The sequence below is a fragment of the Serratia sp. ME47 genome (genome assembly GCF_903970925.1).
Lineage (GTDB): Bacteria > Pseudomonadota > Gammaproteobacteria > Enterobacterales > Enterobacteriaceae > Serratia > Serratia ureilytica.
Window position 1 is genome coordinate 75,813 of the sequence record NZ_CAJCKE010000003.1, and the last position, 16,303, is coordinate 92,115.

The 16,303-nt window shown below is 57.7% G+C and carries 15 protein-coding genes; 6 read left to right on the forward strand and 9 right to left on the reverse strand.

From position 1 onward, the window contains the following. Window positions 1–76: 76 nt before the first annotated feature. From H7A77_RS04350 to H7A77_RS04360, 3 genes are all read right to left on the reverse strand, one after another. Window positions 77–1,702 (reverse strand): FMN-binding glutamate synthase family protein, encoded by a 1,626-nt coding sequence (locus H7A77_RS04350; protein WP_182073865.1) that lies wholly within the window; start codon window positions 1,700–1,702, stop codon window positions 77–79. A 184-nt stretch (window positions 1,703–1,886) separates the two neighbouring features. Beyond that, window positions 1,887–2,477 (reverse strand): LuxR family transcriptional regulator, encoded by a 591-nt coding sequence (locus tag H7A77_RS04355; protein ID WP_004939094.1) that lies wholly within the window; start codon window positions 2,475–2,477, stop codon window positions 1,887–1,889. A gap of 21 nt (window positions 2,478–2,498) precedes the next feature. Beyond that, entirely contained in the window at window positions 2,499–3,215 is a 717-nt protein-coding gene (locus H7A77_RS04360) for an EAL domain-containing protein (RefSeq protein ID WP_016928483.1), read from the reverse strand. 514 nt (window positions 3,216–3,729) lie between these two features. Here H7A77_RS04360 and H7A77_RS04365 point away from each other — a divergent pair. From H7A77_RS04365 to H7A77_RS04380, 4 genes are read left to right on the forward strand one after another with little or no spacing between them, the layout of a single operon-like run. Then, on the forward strand, window positions 3,730–4,272 hold the full coding sequence (locus H7A77_RS04365) for a fimbrial protein (protein WP_033647475.1): 543 nt from the start codon (window positions 3,730–3,732) through the stop codon (window positions 4,270–4,272). A gap of 48 nt (window positions 4,273–4,320) precedes the next feature. Next, window positions 4,321–5,007 carry a molecular chaperone gene (locus H7A77_RS04370; RefSeq protein ID WP_033650575.1) on the forward strand — a complete coding sequence of 229 codons (687 nt, stop codon included), beginning with the start codon at window positions 4,321–4,323 and terminating at the stop codon, window positions 5,005–5,007. 12 nt (window positions 5,008–5,019) lie between these two features. Further along, complete coding sequence (locus H7A77_RS04375; protein ID WP_182073866.1) at window positions 5,020–7,614, forward strand: fimbria/pilus outer membrane usher protein; 2,595 nt, start codon at window positions 5,020–5,022, stop codon at window positions 7,612–7,614. Window positions 7,615–7,628: 14 nt separating this feature from the next. Continuing rightward, window positions 7,629–8,696, forward strand: a complete 1,068-nt coding sequence (locus H7A77_RS04380) for a fimbrial protein (protein WP_042785668.1) — start codon at window positions 7,629–7,631, stop codon at window positions 8,694–8,696. Window positions 8,697–8,773: 77 nt separating this feature from the next. Here H7A77_RS04380 and H7A77_RS04385 read toward each other — a convergent pair whose 3' ends face one another. The 5 genes from H7A77_RS04385 to H7A77_RS04405 form a co-directional block, all read right to left on the reverse strand. Further along, entirely contained in the window at window positions 8,774–9,232 is a 459-nt protein-coding gene (locus H7A77_RS04385) for a helix-turn-helix domain-containing protein (RefSeq protein ID WP_033642413.1), read from the reverse strand. Window positions 9,233–9,437: 205 nt separating this feature from the next. Further along, entirely contained in the window at window positions 9,438–11,018 is a 1,581-nt protein-coding gene (locus tag H7A77_RS04390; RefSeq protein ID WP_072628043.1) for a malate:quinone oxidoreductase, read from the reverse strand. Window positions 11,019–11,478: 460 nt separating this feature from the next. Next, entirely contained in the window at window positions 11,479–12,906 is a 1,428-nt protein-coding gene (phoA, locus tag H7A77_RS04395; RefSeq protein WP_047025020.1) for an alkaline phosphatase, read from the reverse strand. A 131-nt stretch (window positions 12,907–13,037) separates the two neighbouring features. Next, complete coding sequence (locus H7A77_RS04400; RefSeq protein ID WP_033642416.1) at window positions 13,038–13,745, reverse strand: glutathione S-transferase N-terminal domain-containing protein; 708 nt, start codon at window positions 13,743–13,745, stop codon at window positions 13,038–13,040. A gap of 74 nt (window positions 13,746–13,819) precedes the next feature. After that, complete coding sequence (locus H7A77_RS04405; RefSeq protein ID WP_117187710.1) at window positions 13,820–14,503, reverse strand: helix-turn-helix transcriptional regulator; 684 nt, start codon at window positions 14,501–14,503, stop codon at window positions 13,820–13,822. Between the two features lie 175 nt (window positions 14,504–14,678). Here H7A77_RS04405 and H7A77_RS04410 point away from each other — a divergent pair, with 175 nt between their 5' ends. Beyond that, window positions 14,679–15,050 carry an antibiotic biosynthesis monooxygenase gene (locus H7A77_RS04410; protein ID WP_149542603.1) on the forward strand — a complete coding sequence of 124 codons (372 nt, stop codon included), beginning with the start codon at window positions 14,679–14,681 and terminating at the stop codon, window positions 15,048–15,050. A gap of 168 nt (window positions 15,051–15,218) precedes the next feature. Continuing rightward, on the forward strand, window positions 15,219–15,716 hold the full coding sequence (locus H7A77_RS04415) for an ATP-binding protein (RefSeq protein ID WP_033650581.1): 498 nt from the start codon (window positions 15,219–15,221) through the stop codon (window positions 15,714–15,716). Between the two features lie 32 nt (window positions 15,717–15,748). On the opposite strand, the gene H7A77_RS04420 is transcribed toward H7A77_RS04415, so the two are convergent. Further along, window positions 15,749–16,255, reverse strand: a complete 507-nt coding sequence (locus H7A77_RS04420) for a GNAT family N-acetyltransferase (protein ID WP_182073867.1) — start codon at window positions 16,253–16,255, stop codon at window positions 15,749–15,751. Window positions 16,256–16,303: the final 48 nt, after the last annotated feature.

Below are 16,303 nucleotides of genomic sequence, written 5' to 3' on the forward strand. Positions count from 1 at the left end.
CGCCGTAGCAAGCAACCCCTCTCCATATGCTCTTCCCCAAGGCGAGGGGGCAACTCTCTTTTTATTCCTTATCCCATCATGCCACCGGCAGCGAGATCGCCTGATCGAAACTGTTGGGCGTCGCCATGCGCCACATGCGGGCGTAGAACTCGCTTTTGATCTCCGGCTGCAGCAGCGCGCCCGGCTCCAGGTAGTAATAGATATCGGCGTACACCTTGATCTCGGTCGGCGTGATGCGGCGCAGCATATGGTGCGAGGTCAGCTGCTCCGGGCGGCTGACGCCGGCCGCCGCCAGCATATCCGCCAGCGCTTTCACCGTATTTTGATGGAAGTGATAGACGCGCTCCGCCTTGTTCGGCACCACCAACGCCTTCTGACGCAGCGGATCTTGCGTCGCGACGCCGGTCGGGCAGTGGTTGGTGTGGCAGCTTTGCGACTGGATGCAGCCGACGGCGAACATAAAGCCGCGCGCCGAATTCACCCAGTCGGCGCCGAGCACCAGCACGCTGGCGATGTCAAAGGCGCTGATGATCTTGCCGCTGGCGCCAATCTTGATTTGGTCGCGCAGGCCGCAGCCCACCAGCGTGTTATGCACGAACAGCAGCCCTTCGCGCAGCGGCATGCCCATATAGTTGGAGAGTTCGAGCGGGGCGGCGCCGGTGCCGCCTTCCTTGCCGTCCACCACGATGAAGTCCGGCAGAATGCGGGTGTGCAGCATTGCCTTGACGATGGCGACGAACTCCCACGGGTGGCCGATGCACAGCTTGAAACCGACCGGTTTGCCGCCTGACAGCTCGCGCAGCTGCTGGATGAACTGCATCATTTCCAGCGGGGTGGTGAAGGCGCTGTGCGAGGCCGGCGAGATGCAATCCACGCCTTCCGGCACGCCGCGGGTGGCGGCGATTTCCGCATCCACTTTTTTCGCCGGCAGAATGCCGCCGTGGCCCGGTTTGGCGCCCTGGCTGAGCTTGATTTCAATCATTTTCACCTGCGGGCTTTGCGCCTGTTCGGCAAAGCGGCGCGGATCGAAATGGCCGTCGGCGGTGCGGCAGCCGAAATAGCCGCTGCCCAGCTCCCACACCAGATCGCCGTTGTTTTCGCGGTGATAGCGGCTGATGCTGCCCTCACCGGTGTCGTGGTAGAAATTGCCTTTGGCCGCGCCGAGGTTGAGCGCGCGGATGGCGTTGGCGGAGAGCGCGCCGAAGCTCATCGCCGAAATGTTGAAGATTGACGCGGAGTAGGGCTGGCGGCAGTCGGCGCCGCCGATGGTGATGCGAAAACTGGTGGGATCGGCGGCTTCCACCGGCCGCATGGAGTGGCCGATGCATTCATAACCGGTTTGGTACACGTCCAGCAGGGTGCCGAACGGCTTGTCGCCCATCTCGTTTTTCGCCCGGCGATACACCAGCGTGCGCTGGGTGCGGGAGAACGGGATCTCTTCATTATCCTGCTCGAGGAAATACTGGCGCAGTTCCGGGCGGATGAACTCGAAGAAGAAGCGCAGGCGGCCGATGATCGGGTAGTTGCGGCAAATGGCGTGGCGCTGCTGAGTGAGATCGTAGATCCCCAGCACCATCAGGCAACCGCAGGCCAGGGCCGGCAGCCAGAACCACGGATGGTTGTGCATCATGATCAAGAAAACCAGGGTGAGCAAGATGCTCAGCACAAAGCAGGTATAGCGGCTGAATAAGGACGACTTCATAACATCTCCTGATGTTTATTTTTAATCCACACGACATGACTCACGGATAATCCGTGTGCAAATCGTAGCCAACAGGAGAGGATGTTGTGTGTCTGTTGCTGCTTTGTCGCCGGTTGTTACATTAATTTAACTCGGCGAGGGGGCGGGTTGCCGCGCGGCGTACCGCGCAACAAACCAGGGCGTGTTATTTGCCGGCGACGAAGATGGTGCTCATGCTACGCAGCCGCAGCTTTTTCATCGCGCTGTATTTCTGCGAGAAGATGGTTTTCGGGTGCGTGCCGCGTTTTTCCGCGATATGCAGCAGGCTGTCGCCGCGCAGCAGATTGAAGATCACGTCGCTTTCCGCCGGGCTGAGCTCGCGGGTTTTCTGCACCCGGATACCGCCCGGCTCTTTGCTTTCCAGCAGCCGCTGGATTTTTTCCTGCAGCGAATAAAGCGGAATGCGGGTGGAGACCAACTCGACGGAAATCCCTAGGATCGACAGCAGTTTCACCACGCGCTCGTCGTCATAGAACACCAACAGGCGCGTTTTGCTGTTGTACTGCTGGTGCAGGGACACCAGGCTTTCGATCACGTTGACGCTCTGCTCCAGGTTTTGCGAGGTGAAAATCAGTGCGATATCGTGCTTGGTGATCTTTTCCGCTTTGGCGCCGCCGTGCATGAAATCGGAAAACAGGCGGATATCGTACGCGCCGTAGTGTTTCTTCAGCAGCACCGACAGGCCAACATAGCTGTACTTACACTCACTAATCACAAGAACGTTGTTTTTAGACATAGGGCAAACACCAATACCGAGTTAAAAGTATTCAGCTGTAAGAAGCGAGTTCAAATCCTTGATGCTGGATTCCTTCCACAGCTTTCCCTGCAGTGCGTAATATGGCATTTCATCCAGCCATTTCTTGTGTTCGGGAGTTTCAACTCCTTCGATAATTACCTTGTAATGATTAAGGTAAAAGAAGCGCAGTAACGCGCGCATCAAGCCCTCGCCGCCGGACTTTTTCATAAAGTCCCAAAGCAGAAAACGATCGAGCTTAACGAAGCGGAACTGGCTGTTGTACAACGCGGAAAAACCCGCATAGCCAGAACCAAAATCATCGAGCCAAAATGAATAACTATTCAATGACGGATCGCCGTGCACGCGATCTTTCACCAGCCGGGTTGAATTCTCGCTGATCTCAAAATGAATACAGCGCAGGGCATTAATTCTTTCGGCAAAGTGAGTATTCGCCAGCGATTGCAGGGAATAATCGTCAACATTCAAAGTGGCTATCACTTGGTTTTCATGAAACCAGTGTTTGTATTTATCGATCAGATTGATCTGATCCATCAAAATCTCAATCCGGGTAGCGCTGTCGGCATGGCGAAAGAACTGTTCAGGAGAAAAATGGGCATATTCGCTATTAAACGTAAAGCGAGACAGGCATTCAACGGCCAGCAATTGTCCCGATTTCGCGAACATTGGCTGGAAAACATAATTAATGCCGTTATTTTTCTCTCTGAAAGAACCGCTCATTTCCCAATCCTTGGATTGATATTTAACTTGTTGATTTTAAATGATTAAAAAGAAAGTTACTCCGTGTTTTTTGGTAAATTTCTTATTTAAAGCGTCAGGATGGCCGAAACGTGTCGACAGACCATTTAACGCGGAATTTGTGCCAAAGTCCAAACGTCGCAATCTGTTACTAAATGTAAATATTCGGGATAATATTCTGATTTTCAGGCCTTAACGCAAAATGTTGAACTCTGCAGCTTTCCCAAACACAGATTATTCCTATTCATATGAATCGTCAACATCGATCGATAGGTATCCGCCGATAGTTTATTCCTATCAAGAGGGGGCTTATGAATGTTTTAAACGATTTAACATTAAGAATATGCTTAGTCTATATTTCGTCCGGCAATGAGTTCATCGAGGCAACGCTCCTTTTCAGCAAGGGAGTGCTATCGCTGAGTGTATGCTCAGTGGCGGCAATATATATATAAGCCCGCCACTGAATCGATTATTTTATTGTTCTATGGAGCTGGAAATGAAAAAAGTATTATTGCCTTTGGCTGCCCTGGTATTGTCTGCAACTGCTTCCAACGCAATGGCAGCAAACGGCACTGTTAAATTCACCGGTGAAATCAAACAGTCTACCTGCCAGGTAACTAGCGATACTCAAAATAAAGAAGTTTACCTGGGTACTTACCCAACTTCTGCTTTCCCAACTGTGGGTTCTAAATCCGCTTCTAAAGCTTTCCAGATCTCTCTGGAAAAATGTGATGCCGGCGATTACAGCCTGCGCTTCGACGGTAACACCGTTGCCGGCAACCCAGACCTGCTGTCCGTAAGCAACGTTGGCGGCACCGGCGCTGCAGCTACCGGCGTGGGTATCGAAATCACCGATAACAACGGCAAGCCATTCGCTATCGGCGACGGTTCCAACATCAACGACGACGTAGCGAAAGTCACCATCGCTGCTGACGGTAAAGCGACCTTCAACCTGCAGGCTCGTTACCGTTCATTCGATAGCAACGTAACTGCAGGTCTGGCTAACGCCACCAGCCCGTTCACTATCGAATACAAATAATCGTCTTTCAGGACACATACGGCCAAGGATGGCCCATAGAGGAAACCGATGAAAAAGTTCTTTGCTGCTCTGCTGATGCTGGGCACCTTTAACAGCTACGCCGGTATCCAGGTAGATGCCACTCGCGTGATCTATAAAGGCGATGACAAATCCGCCTCTCTGCCCATTCATAACGATGCTTCAGAAGCTTATATGGTGCAGACCTGGCTGGACACCGGCGATAGAAACCAAGTGCCGAAAAATCTGCCTGTCGTTGTCGTTCCACCGATTCTGAAATTGGACGCTGCCAAAACCGCGGTTTTGCGCTTTATCTATTCCGGTAATGGCTTACCTCAGGATAAAGAAACCCTGCTGTGGATTAACGTGCAGGAAATTCCACCGGCGCCGAAGCAAGAAAACGTGCTGCAGGTTGCGGTGCGTACCCGAATCAAACTTTTTTACCGGCCGGTGGCGTTGAAAACGACGCTGGACGAGCAAGTACAAAACTTGCGTTGGCAGCGTGAAGGTTCACGCCTGCAAGTGATTAACGATGGCCCGCTGCATATTACCTTTGGGGCGCTGCATTTGAAAAACAGCGCGGGCAAGACCGTGGATGTGGACGCCAACATGGTGAGCCCGAAAGATCGCTTATCGATCAACATCCCGGCGGGCGTCAGCGTCGGCAACAAGATTGCTTTCAGTTATATCAACGATTTTGGCGGTAGAACGGAAGTCAAGGACGTTCCAGTACAATAAGAGAGACAGGGAATGGCAAATCAACGAAAAGTAGCAGGCGGAACGACGCGGCTGACGCAGCTGATCCGTATTGCAATCATTGCCGCCAGCGCGCCGATGTTATGGAGTGAAACGGCGCTGGCAGAGTTTAACATGTCGTTTATTCACGGCGATGAAAACCTGAGTAACGCGGAAGCGGTCGCTCAGGGCGATGCTTTGCAACCGGGCGTTTACCCATTCGACATCTACGTCAACCTGACTCAGGTCGATCACAAAGATGTTACTTTTCGTCAGGTTAAAGGCCAGACCGCGTCTCAACCTTGCCTGAAAGTTGAAGACCTGCGCAACTACGGCATCAAACTGCCGGAAACGCTGCAGGCCGGCAGCTGCGTTGATCTGCCTGCGTTGGTTAAAGACGCCACCGTCAGCTATGACGCGGCGGTGCAGCAGATCAACATCTCCGTACCGCAGACCATGATGGATCTGAGCGCCATTGGCGCGATCCCGCCAAGCATGTACGATGAAGGCATCAACGCGCTGTTCGCCAACTATAACTTCAACTACAACAAGAACAGCTATCGCAAAGATGACGCCGACGACAGCGAGTACATGTTCCTCGCGTTGAACAGTGGCCTCAACCTGGGCAGATGGCGCCTGCGCAACAACTCCACCTGGGACAAACAGAGTGGCAGCAGCAGCAACTGGACCAACGTCTCTTCCTGGGCCGAGACCGACATCGTGCCATGGCGCAGCCGTTTGGTGATGGGGCAGGCGAGCACCAACAACAGCGTGTTCAACAGCTTCCAGTTCCGCGGGGTACAACTCTCTAGCGTTGACGACATGCTGCCGGACAGCCTGCGCGGTTATGCGCCGGTAGTGCGCGGCGTGGCGGCGACCAACGCCCGCGTCGAGATCCGCCAGAACGGTTACGTCATCTATAGCACCAACGTCGCGCCGGGTCCGTTCGAGATCCACGACGTCTATCCGCATACCAATAACGGTGACCTGCAGGTGACCGTGAACGAGGCCGACGGTTCGCATAAAACGTTCAGCGTCGCCTACTCCTCCGTGGCCAACATGCTGCGCGAAGGTATTTGGAACTTCCAGCTGACCGCCGGTAAATACCACAACGGTAACGGCGGCTATCAGCCGAAACTGATTCAGGGCACGGCGGCATATGGCATGAACTATGGCCTGACGCCGTTCGGTGGCGCCATCATCGCCGAGCACTACCGTTCCGCTGCCGTGGGTATCGGTAAGAGTCTGGGCTCATGGGGCGCCATCTCCGTAGACGGTTCGATCTCCGATACCGAGCTGGCAAACGGCGATCGCAAACAGGGACAGAGCTTCCGTTTCCTGTACTCCAAGTCGCTCAACCAGATGGGCACCAACTTCCAGTTGGCGGGCTATCGCTATGCGACGTCCGGTTACTATGATCTCAGCGATGCGGTCCAGGAACGCAACAGCTGGCGCAACGGCATTTATGCCAATGATTACTGGGATCCGAACGATCTGCAGCCGGGCCAGCCTTCCTGGAGCAACAACCAGAAACGCACCCGATACACCGCGCGCTACGGCAACAAGCGCGAACGCGTCGAGCTGTCGCTCAGCCAGCAGCTGTGGGCGGGCGCGAGCCTGTACGCCAACGTCAGCCACCAGAACTACTGGGGCGTGTCCGGTAACGATCGCACGATTCAACTGGGTTACAACGACGGCTTCAAACGTATTTCCTACGGCGTGTATCTGCAGGATACGCGCGGCCAGTACGGCTATTCCGATCGCAGCGTGAACTTCACGATGTCGATCCCGTTGGATTGGGGCCAGAGCAACAACTCGACCACCGCCAACTTCAGCGCGGCGCACAGCAAACAGAGCGGCGACAGCTACTCGACCGGCATCAGCGGCACCATGCTGGATGACCGTCGCATGAATTACTCGGTTTCCACCGGGCATACGCAGTCCTCCGGTCAGAGCAGCAACCTGAACCTGGGCTACAGCAGCAGCATCGGTAACATCGACGGTAGCTATGCCTACAGTTCGAAATACCGCCAGGAAGGGCTGGGCCTTTCCGGTGGTCTGCTGGTGCACTCCGGCGGCGCGACCCTGACTCAGCCGTTGCAGAACACTATTTTGCTGGTGGAGGCGAAAGACGCCAAAGGCGTGCGTCTGGAAAACCAGCCGGGCGTGACCATCGACCGCTTCGGTTACGCGGTGGTGCCGTCGGCCAACCCGTACCGCTACAACTATGTGGCGCTGCGCACCGAAGATTTCGGCCCGGGGCTGGATGTGCCGGTGGCCAGTAAGCAAGTGGTGCCGACCGAGAAATCGGTGGTGAAGGTGAGCTTCGATACCTTCAAGGGCGTCAGCCTGCTGATTCACGCTCGTCTGGGTGACAACGGTTATCCGGCCATCGGCGCCGGCGTGTTCAACGAGTCCGGCCGCAACAGCGGCACCTTGGGCCTGGAAGGCGCAACCTATGTTTCCGGCGTGAAAGCGGGTGAGAAACTGACGATCAAATGGGGCCCGAAAGCCGATCAGCAATGCGTGCTGCCGATTCCGGCGGACGTGGGCGACAAACAAGCGGCCATGGGATATCAGGAACTGACCCTGCAATGCCAAAAACTGTAAGGTACACCATGAACTTGAGCAAATTAGCACGTAATACACTTCTGTCGGTGGTGGGGCTGGCGGGGTTGGCGATGGCGCAACAGGCGGCGGCGATGCAATGCCGCTTCGGCAACTCGACCGGCAGTAGCAGACCAACCGGCAGCGTGACGCAGGATATTGACGTCGGCCGCCCGATCGTGCTTGCCGCCAGCGACTTCGTCAAAGGCAACCTGATTTGGCGTTCGCAGAACTTTACCTCGACCTTTACCTGTTGGGATACCGATAACTACCCGCGCGGTGAGAACGCTTATATCTATTGGAACCCGCAGAACTCCTTTGGCGCCCTGGATAAGTCGTTGGAAATCGGGGTTTCGATCAACGGGCGTGATTATGATGCGATCAACCTGAAGCAAAGTTCCAACCGGCCGACGGGCCCTGATTTGGGGCCGGGTACCAAACCGGGTAGTAACAGAAGAAAAGCCGATCCTCAGGCGGTGACTGCCACCTATTCGGTGTATATCAAAGCCACCGGGGTAAAACCGCCTGCGGGTAACTTCCCGCCGCTGGCGCGTGCTTCGCTATTCCAGATCGATGGTGAGTTGGGGCTGAACGCCACCAAAGACAGTAACTTTAACGCCTACATCAAGGGGCTGGACAAGATCCGCGTGATCCAGTGCAACCCGCAGATCACCGTATTGGCCAACAACGGCGCCAGCGTCGATTTCGGCGTGCTAACCAGCTCCAGCGCCAAAACCGGCACCATCGCCAAGCAGGTGCCGTTCGATATCAAGGCTACCTTGAGCGGCGGCGAATGTGCCGGTCAATCTCTGCAGGCCAGTTTCAGCAGTACCAACGCGGATCCGAATGATAATACGCAGATCCTGCCAACCACCCAACCGGGCGTGGCGATCTTCCTGACGCAGCAGCGCGACACCAGTAAAAAACCGATCCCACTGCAAACCAACGTGGATTTCGGCGGTGTGCTGCAGGATAAGCAGAACGAAGTGAAAGAGACCTTTATCGCGAACCTGAAGTGGTTGACCAATACGCCGAAGACCGGGGTGTTCAACGCCACTGCCAACGTCGACGTCACCTTCAAATAATTCGGTGTCTCGTCAATAATAAAGAAAGGGTTCAGTTCTCGCGAACTGAACCCTTTTTTGTGCCTTTACCATGAGGATTAACGCAGCCCCATCCAGCTGGTGCATACGCCTTCCGGCAGTTTGCCGGCAAACCAGTGCGGTAAGGCGGGGGCGTCGCGGTGTTGCTCAGTCTGCGTCTGCGCCGGCTGCGCCGGCCACTCCGCGACGTCCCAGCGGGTGGTGCGGCGATACACCGCCGGGGTCTTGCCGAACTGTTTCTTGAAGGCGCGCGAGAACGACGGCTGAGAATCGAAGTGGTATTGCAGGGCGATATCCAGGATCGGGCGTGGGGTGGAGCGCAGCGCCTGCGCCGCCTGCGACAGGCGCCGCTCGCGGATATAGCTGCCGAGTGCGTGGCCGGTGGTGCTGCGGAACATGCGCTGCAGGTGCCATTTGGAGTAGCCTGACTTGGCGGCGACGTTATCCAGCAGCAGCGGTTGGTCCAGATGAGTTTCAATCCAGTCTAGTAAATCGTGAATGATATTGACGCGATCCATGGTTTTAGTTCTCCCGCAAAAACGACATTCAGGTCACAGTGACTTAGCTTAATTATCCAAGAATATACTTTGATAATAGGCGTGACTACGCCGTTACGCAAGGGTAAACCGGGGGTAAATAGGTGGCCAAAAATGCTCTTTGAGCGGCAGGGGTATAGAAAAAAGGCCGCATAAAGCGGCCTTGTCAGCAGGAAACCACGGGGAATCAGTTAGTTTCCGGTTTCACTTCAATGTAGTTCAGACCCAGCACGCTGCTGGTGTAACCGCGGATCTTGTTGGTCATCTCGATATCGCCGTTCAGCTTGTGGCCGTAAGACGGGATGATCTCTTTCAGCTTGCTCTGCCATTCCGGCGTCGCCACTTTGTCTTTGAACACGGTTTCCATCAGATGCAGCATGATTGGCGCAGCGGTAGAAGCGCCCGGCGAAGCGCCCAGCAGAGCGGCGATGCTGCCGTCTTCAGAACTGACGACTTCGGTGCCGAACTGCAGCACGCCGCCTTTATCCGCGTCTTTCTTGATGATCTGCACGCGTTGGCCTGCGGTCCACAGCTTCCAGTCTTCCTGCTTGGCGTCCGGGAAGTACTCTTTCAGCGCGGCGAAGCGATCGTCGTCGTTCATCATCAGCTGGCCGACCAGGTATTTCACCAGATCGAAGTTATCCAGACCGACGTGGGTCATCGGCATCAGGTTCGAGGTGCTCAGCGAGTGCATCAGATCGAACAGCGAACCGTTCTTCAGGAACTTGCTGGAGAAGGTGGCGAACGGCCCGAACAGCAGCACGCGCTTGCCGTCCAGCATGCGGGTATCCAGGTGCGGCACGGACATCGGCGGTGAACCTACGCTGGCCAGGCCATACACTTTGGCCAGGTGCTGGTTGGCGATCTCCGGGTTGGTGGTGACCAGGAACTGGCCGCCGACCGGGAAGCCGCCGTAGCCGTCGGCTTCTGGGATGCCGGATTTCTGCAGCAGGGTCAGAGACGCGCCGCCTGCGCCGATGAACACGAACTTGGCGTTAACGGTGGTTTCTTTGCCGTCGCGGTTCAGATCGGCAACGGTCACGCTCCAGGTCTGGTCGGCGTTGCGCTTGATGTCGCGCACTTCGTGGCTCAGGTTCAGCTTGAACTTGTCGCTGGCGCTCAGCGCGTCAACCAGCTGGTGGGTGATCACGCCGAAGTTAACGTCGGTACCCAGCGGCATGCGGGTCGCGGCGATTTTCTGCGCCGGATCGCGGCCGTTCATCACCAGTGGCGCCCACTGCTTGATCTGCGCAGGATCTTCGGAGTATTCCATGCCGCGGAACAGGGTGCTGTGCTGCAGCGCTGCATAGCGTTTACGCAGGAAGTTGACGTTGTCGTCGCCCCATACGAAGCTCATGTGCGGCACGCTGTTAATGAAAGATTTCGGATCTTTCAGGACATTGTTTTTCACCTGATAAGACCAGAACTGGCGAGAGATTTCGAAAGACTCGTTGACCTTCACCGCCTTGCTGATGTCGATGGTGCCATCGGCTTTTTCCGGCGTGTAGTTCATTTCGCTGAAGGCGGAGTGCCCGGTACCGGCGTTGTTCCAGCCGTTGGAACTCTCTTCCGCTACGCCGTTCATGCGCTCGTACATGTCGATGGTCCAGGTCGGCTCCAGCTCATGCAGATAGGTACCCAAGGTGGCGCTCATGATGCCGCCGCCGATCAGAACCACGTCGACGGTTTTATTCTTCTCTTCAGCCGCCGCCTGTTGCATAACGCCAAACAGGCTGAGACTGAAAATCAGGACGAGTAATTTTCTCATTGAATTAAATCTCTTGTGTGTAAATTCTACTCATTGCAGGTGAAAGAATTTAGCGGGAGTTACCCTGGAAATAATGAAGCCGACCGCCCGGCGAAAGCCGATAGGCAGCAATAATGCCTTTTTGTTAATAGGGTATTTAACGAAAAGTGAACTATTGCAGGCCGTCCGGATGCAAATTGATCGGTTCACGTTACTGGCGGGGTATTATTGTTTGCGAGAATGTTAAAAACTACTTTTGTAACTAAAAAAAATGAATATAAGCAAAAAACGGCCGGTTGCTGTCGCAGGAATAAACAGAGAGGGGCGAAAGACAATATAACCGCGTTATTTCCATGGTTTAATTGCCGCGTAATTAGACGTTATTTCGTTATCACACAATAATTGCGGTTAAATTGCAAATACCTAGCGGTAACCAATAATAAATGGCCGCCGTTGCGGGCGGCCATCGTTCAGGGGGCGGTCACTTGATACCCATCGCATCGCGCATGGTGAAGAACAGATCGGTCTGATCGGTCAGGCCCACTACGTTGGCGGCGTGCGGGCCGTAGGCCGCGACGCGCAGCTGGGTGCCGGTGTGTCCCTGAGATTCCTCTTCCGAGTTGCCGTAGCTGAGGGTCATCGGCGCGCCGTCCTTGGTGGTCAGCTTTTGGGTCAGGCCCGGTGCTTTGGCGTCGGCGGAGACGATCTGGCTGGCGTGCGCGTGGTCGGCGGTGACGATCACCAGCGTGTTGCCGTCGGCGCGGGCGAAGGCCAGCGCTTTTTGTACCGCTTCGTCCAGATCGACGGTTTCGCCAATCTGCCCGCACGGGTTGGCGGCGTGATCCTGCTTATCGATCGACGCGCCCTCGACCTGCAGGAAGAAGCCGTTCGGGTTGTCTTTCAGCAGCGCGATCGCTTTTTCGGTCATCGCCGCCAGCGTTGGCGTGGCGGCGGTGCGCGCCGGGTTGTTTTCGCAGGTCACTGCCGGTTTGTCGAGGTTGCCGTGGTAGCTGGCTTTCGGCCCCAGCCAACGCACCGGCATATTGCCGTCGGCAAACAGCCCCAGCAGCGGTTTTTGCTGGTTGGCGAGGGTAACGGCCTGCAGTTCGTCGGTGTTGCTCACCCACTGATAACCCTGCGCCGCCGCCTGGTCCTTCAGCGATTTTCCTTGCCATTCGCCGCTTTTCGCCAGCTGGTTGAACGATTTCGCGCCGCCGCCCAGCGTGACGTCGGCGCGGGTTTTCAGCAGTTGTTCGGTGATGGAGCCGCGACCGCCGTTTTCCAGCGCGTTAGCGGCGCATTTCTCGCTGGTTTCCTCCGGGCCATAGCACTTGCGTGAGATGACGTGGGAGACCAGCGCTGCCGGCGTGGCGTCTTGCAACTCGGCGGTGGAGACGTTGCCGGTGGCCTTGCCGGCCGCCTTGGCGATCTCCAGCAGCGTCGGTTGATCCTTGCCGTTCACGTCCACGCCGAGCGCGCCGTTATAGGTTTTCACCCCGGTGGCCCAGGCGGTGGCGGAGGCGGCGGAGTCGGTCACGTAGTCCGGCTTGTGGGTTTTCCTGTCCAGCGAGTAATGGGTGTATTGTCCGGTCAGCGGCAGGGCGTCGATGCCCTTGAAGTAACCGCCTGCGCCTTCGGCGTAGTTGCGCGCGGCGGTGATCTCGGAATCCCCCATGCCGTCGCCGATCAGCAGGATCACGTTTTTCGCCGTTTTGTCCGACAGCGACGCCTTTAGCGCGGTGGTCTGATCGCCGGCCAGACGGCGGGCGCCGCCCGGTTCGACGAGGTTGCCGCGTGCGGCGCGATCGGTCAGGCCATCGGCATTGGCCGAGGTTTCCGCCGCGATGGCGGAGGAACAGAGCAGGGCGGACAGTACGGCGCCGGCGATCAGGGATACAGCAGGTTGCATGGGGTAAGCTCCTTGTCGTAATACAACAATGTAAATAACATCAAATTGTTACGAAAGGAGAGTAGAGCAGAGGGATGACAATTTTATGACAGCGGAAGGCGGGACGGCCCGGCGGCCATCCCGTTTGACGATCAGGCCGCACGCGCCGGGATAGCGAGCCCACGCTGCACCGCCGGGCGCGCCAGACCGCGCTCCAGCCACTGCGCGACGCGAGGGAAACTGTCGAACTCCACCAGTTCGCGCGCCTCATAGAAGCCGATCAGGTTGCGCACCCAACCCAGCAGCGAGATATCGGCGATGGTGTACTCCGCGCCCATGATCCAGTCGCGGCCTTCAAGGCGTGTTTCCAGCACGCCGAGCAGGCGTTTCGATTCGTTTTTGTAGCGCTCCAGCGGCCGCTTGTCTTCATATTCGCGCCCGGCGAATTTATGGAAGAAACCGAGCTGGCCGAACATCGGGCCGACGGCGGCCATCTGGAAGAACACCCATTGAATGGTTTCGTAACGCTGCGCCGGGTCCTGCGGCAGGAAACGGCCGCTCTTTTCCGCCAGGTAGAGCAGAATGGCGCCGGATTCGAACAGCGGCAGCGGCCGGCCGCCGGGGCCGTCGGGATCGATGATCGCCGGGATCTTGCCGTTCGGGTTCAGCGCCAGGAATTCCGGCGTCCAGGTTTCGTTGTTGCCGATGTCGATCAGGTGCGCTTCATAAGGCAGGCCGATCTCCTCCAGCATGATGGAGACTTTGACGCCGTTCGGCGTCGGCAGAGAGTAGAGCTGCAGCCGTTCTGGATGCTGAGCCGGCCAGCGTTTGACGATCGGGAATTGGGTGGAATCGAGCATGGAAACTCCTCGGGTTGGCGGGGTCGCTTAAGCGTACCCCTAGAGTATTGCAGTAAAACTACCCTGTCGCCGGGTTACACCGTGAGGTCAAAATGTGCGGCCAGCGCTTTTTTACCGGCGGGGGTCAGCTGCAGCTCGCGGCTGTCGAGCCGGCGAAGGATCCAGCCGCGTTGGATAAAGGCGGCTAACAGCGCGGCGCCCAGCGCGCCGCCGAGGTGAGAGCGGCGTTCGCTCCAGTCCAGGCAGCCGCAGGCGAAGCGGCGGCGGGTGGGGGCGGGGGAGCAATCGACGCCCAGCCGCGCCAGCGCGGCCTGCCCGGCGTCGCTTAACCGGTAGTCTGCTTCGCCGGTCAGCCAGTTCAGCGCATGCAGCCGATCGTGCAGCTTCACCGCCACCTCGCCCGCCATATGGTCGTAACAGGTGCGAGCATATTGCAGCGAGGTGGGCGTGCGGCTTTTCACCGACGGGCGCGGCACGCCCGCCAGCGCCATCAGGCCTTCCAGCGCTGCGGCCACCGGTTGCCCGGCCAGCCGGAAATAGCGATAGCGCCCCTGTTTGACGCAGGCAATCAACTGCTGTTCCAGCAGTTTCGCCAGATGCGCGCTGGCGGTGGACGGGGCGACCTCGACCGCCGCACTGAGCTCGGTGGCGGTGTAGGCGCGCCCGTCCATCAACAGGCACAGCATGCGCGCCCGGGTGCGGTCGGCGATGGCGGCGCTCAGCGCCGCTAAACGATCTTCTATCTCGATGTTATGCATACTTCGAGGTTAGACGAAGTATGGCTGTGCGTCCATTGCTAGCCTGTGGTCATCGCACTTTGCTGCTGTGCGGCCGTATTCGCTGGATATTGATGAGCGGGCGTTGAAACCGGTGCAGTGGCGCCATTCTTACTCTGCGCGCGTACCGGAATTTTACCGTTGAGAGGAGAAGATAATGATCGCCGTGATTTTTGAACTGCAGGCCGCCGATGGGCAGCGCGATACCTATCTGGCGCTGGCGGCGGAGCTGAAGCCGCTGCTGGCGCAGATCGACGGATTCATTTCCATCGAGCGCTTTCAAAGCCTGGCCGATCCTGCGCGCCTGCTGTCGCTCTCTTTTTGGCGCGACGAAGCGGCGGTGCAACAGTGGCGCAATCTCGAACAGCACCGGGCGGCGCAGGCGCGCGGCCGTGGCGAGGTGTTGGCGCAGTATCGGCTGCGGGTGGCGGAAGTGGTGCGGGACTACGGGCTGGAGAGCCGCGAGCAGGCGCCACAGGATAGCCGTTGTTATCACGCCAATGGCAAGCCTGTGTCGGAAGCGAATTGACAACGCTGCACGGTTGTCATATTCATTAGCTATGAAAAAATCCTACCGCCCATTCGTGAAAATTATTATCACCCTTCTCCAGAGGGTGGGATAGCGCGTGTGTCGCCAATAAAAACCCGCCGGCAGGCGGGTTTTTTTATCCCCTTCCGGCAACGACCGGAGAACGTCATGAAAACCTACCCTGCAGTTTTACACCTGATGTGCGGCAAGGCCGGCGCAGGCAAATCGACGCTGGCGCAGCGTTTGGCCCAGCAACCGCAAACGCTGTTGCTGAGCGAAGATGCGTGGCTGGCGACGCTGTATGAACAGGAGATGGCCAGCCTGCAAGACTACGCGCGCTGTTCCGACCGGTTGCGACGAGCGCTGGGCGGGCACCTCGTTCAGCTGTTGCGCGGCGGTTGGTCCGTGGCGCTCGATTTCCCGATGAATACGCCGGACAGGCGGCGCTGGGCCAAAGCCTTGGCGGAGGAGGCCGGCGTCGTGCACTGCCTGCACTTTCTCGACGTCAGCCATGCGCAGTGCCTGAACCGGATAACGCTGAGAAATGCGCGCGGCGAGCACCCGTTTACACTGAGTGAGGCGGAGTTTGAGCATCTGGCGCAGTATTTTGTTCCCCCGGCGGAAGAGGAAGGGATGACCGTCTTGCGTTATGGCGAACGGGACTGAAAACCGGCGCCATGACGGCGCCGGCAACAGGGTTAGGCTTCGGCGTTAAACGCGTTGTGGAAGGTGACCTCCGCGCACGGCAGCGCGCCCTGGAAGGCGACGGCGCGGAAGTAGTCTTGCGGCACGCCCGGCAGGGTCAGCGCGCACTGCGCCTGGAAGCCGAAGCGGCCGTAATAGTTCGGATCGCCCAGCACTACGCAGCCTGCGGCGCCGCGTTCCTGCAGCTCGGCCAGCAACTGGCGGATCAGCCGGCTGCCGATCCCCAGGTTCTGACAGGCCGGCAGCACCGACACCGGCGCCAGCCCGTACCACCCGGCGGCGCCGTTGCTGAGTGCGACCGGCGAGACGGACGCGTGCCCGATCGGTATGCCATTGCGTTCGGCGACCAGCGACAGGGTGAGGGCTCCCGCCGCGCGCAGCGCATTGACGATAAACTGCTCGGTGTGGCTGCTGTGCTCGGCATGCAAGAATGCGGCGGCGGTCAGGGCGGCGATGGCGCCGACGTCGGCCGGCGTTTCGTGGCGTAACGTGATGTTCATGGTTGTATCCTGATTAAATAAGGCTGTGCCGACCGGGCTGCCTGCCCG

Bases quoted from the DNA above. Each gene is read 5' to 3' on its own strand.
- H7A77_RS04360 (WP_016928483.1), bottom strand. From the start codon at position 3,215: ATGAGCGGTTCTTTCAGAGAGAAAAATAACGGCATTAATTATGTTTTC.
- H7A77_RS04350 (WP_182073865.1), bottom strand. From the start codon at position 1,702: ATGAAGTCGTCCTTATTCAGCCGCTATACCTGCTTTGTGCTGAGCATC.
- H7A77_RS04365 (WP_033647475.1), top strand. From the start codon at position 3,730: ATGAAAAAAGTATTATTGCCTTTGGCTGCCCTGGTATTGTCTGCAACT.
- H7A77_RS04410 (WP_149542603.1), top strand. From the start codon at position 14,679: ATGATCGCCGTGATTTTTGAACTGCAGGCCGCCGATGGGCAGCGCGAT.
- H7A77_RS04415 (WP_033650581.1), top strand. From the start codon at position 15,219: ATGAAAACCTACCCTGCAGTTTTACACCTGATGTGCGGCAAGGCCGGC.
- H7A77_RS04385 (WP_033642413.1), bottom strand. From the start codon at position 9,232: ATGGATCGCGTCAATATCATTCACGATTTACTAGACTGGATTGAAACT.
- H7A77_RS04400 (WP_033642416.1), bottom strand. From the start codon at position 13,745: ATGCTCGATTCCACCCAATTCCCGATCGTCAAACGCTGGCCGGCTCAG.
- H7A77_RS04375 (WP_182073866.1), top strand. From the start codon at position 5,020: ATGGCAAATCAACGAAAAGTAGCAGGCGGAACGACGCGGCTGACGCAG.
- H7A77_RS04370 (WP_033650575.1), top strand. From the start codon at position 4,321: ATGAAAAAGTTCTTTGCTGCTCTGCTGATGCTGGGCACCTTTAACAGC.
- phoA (WP_047025020.1), bottom strand. From the start codon at position 12,906: ATGCAACCTGCTGTATCCCTGATCGCCGGCGCCGTACTGTCCGCCCTG.
- H7A77_RS04420 (WP_182073867.1), bottom strand. From the start codon at position 16,255: ATGAACATCACGTTACGCCACGAAACGCCGGCCGACGTCGGCGCCATC.
- H7A77_RS04405 (WP_117187710.1), bottom strand. From the start codon at position 14,503: ATGCATAACATCGAGATAGAAGATCGTTTAGCGGCGCTGAGCGCCGCC.
- H7A77_RS04355 (WP_004939094.1), bottom strand. From the start codon at position 2,477: ATGTCTAAAAACAACGTTCTTGTGATTAGTGAGTGTAAGTACAGCTAT.
- H7A77_RS04390 (WP_072628043.1), bottom strand. From the start codon at position 11,018: ATGAGAAAATTACTCGTCCTGATTTTCAGTCTCAGCCTGTTTGGCGTT.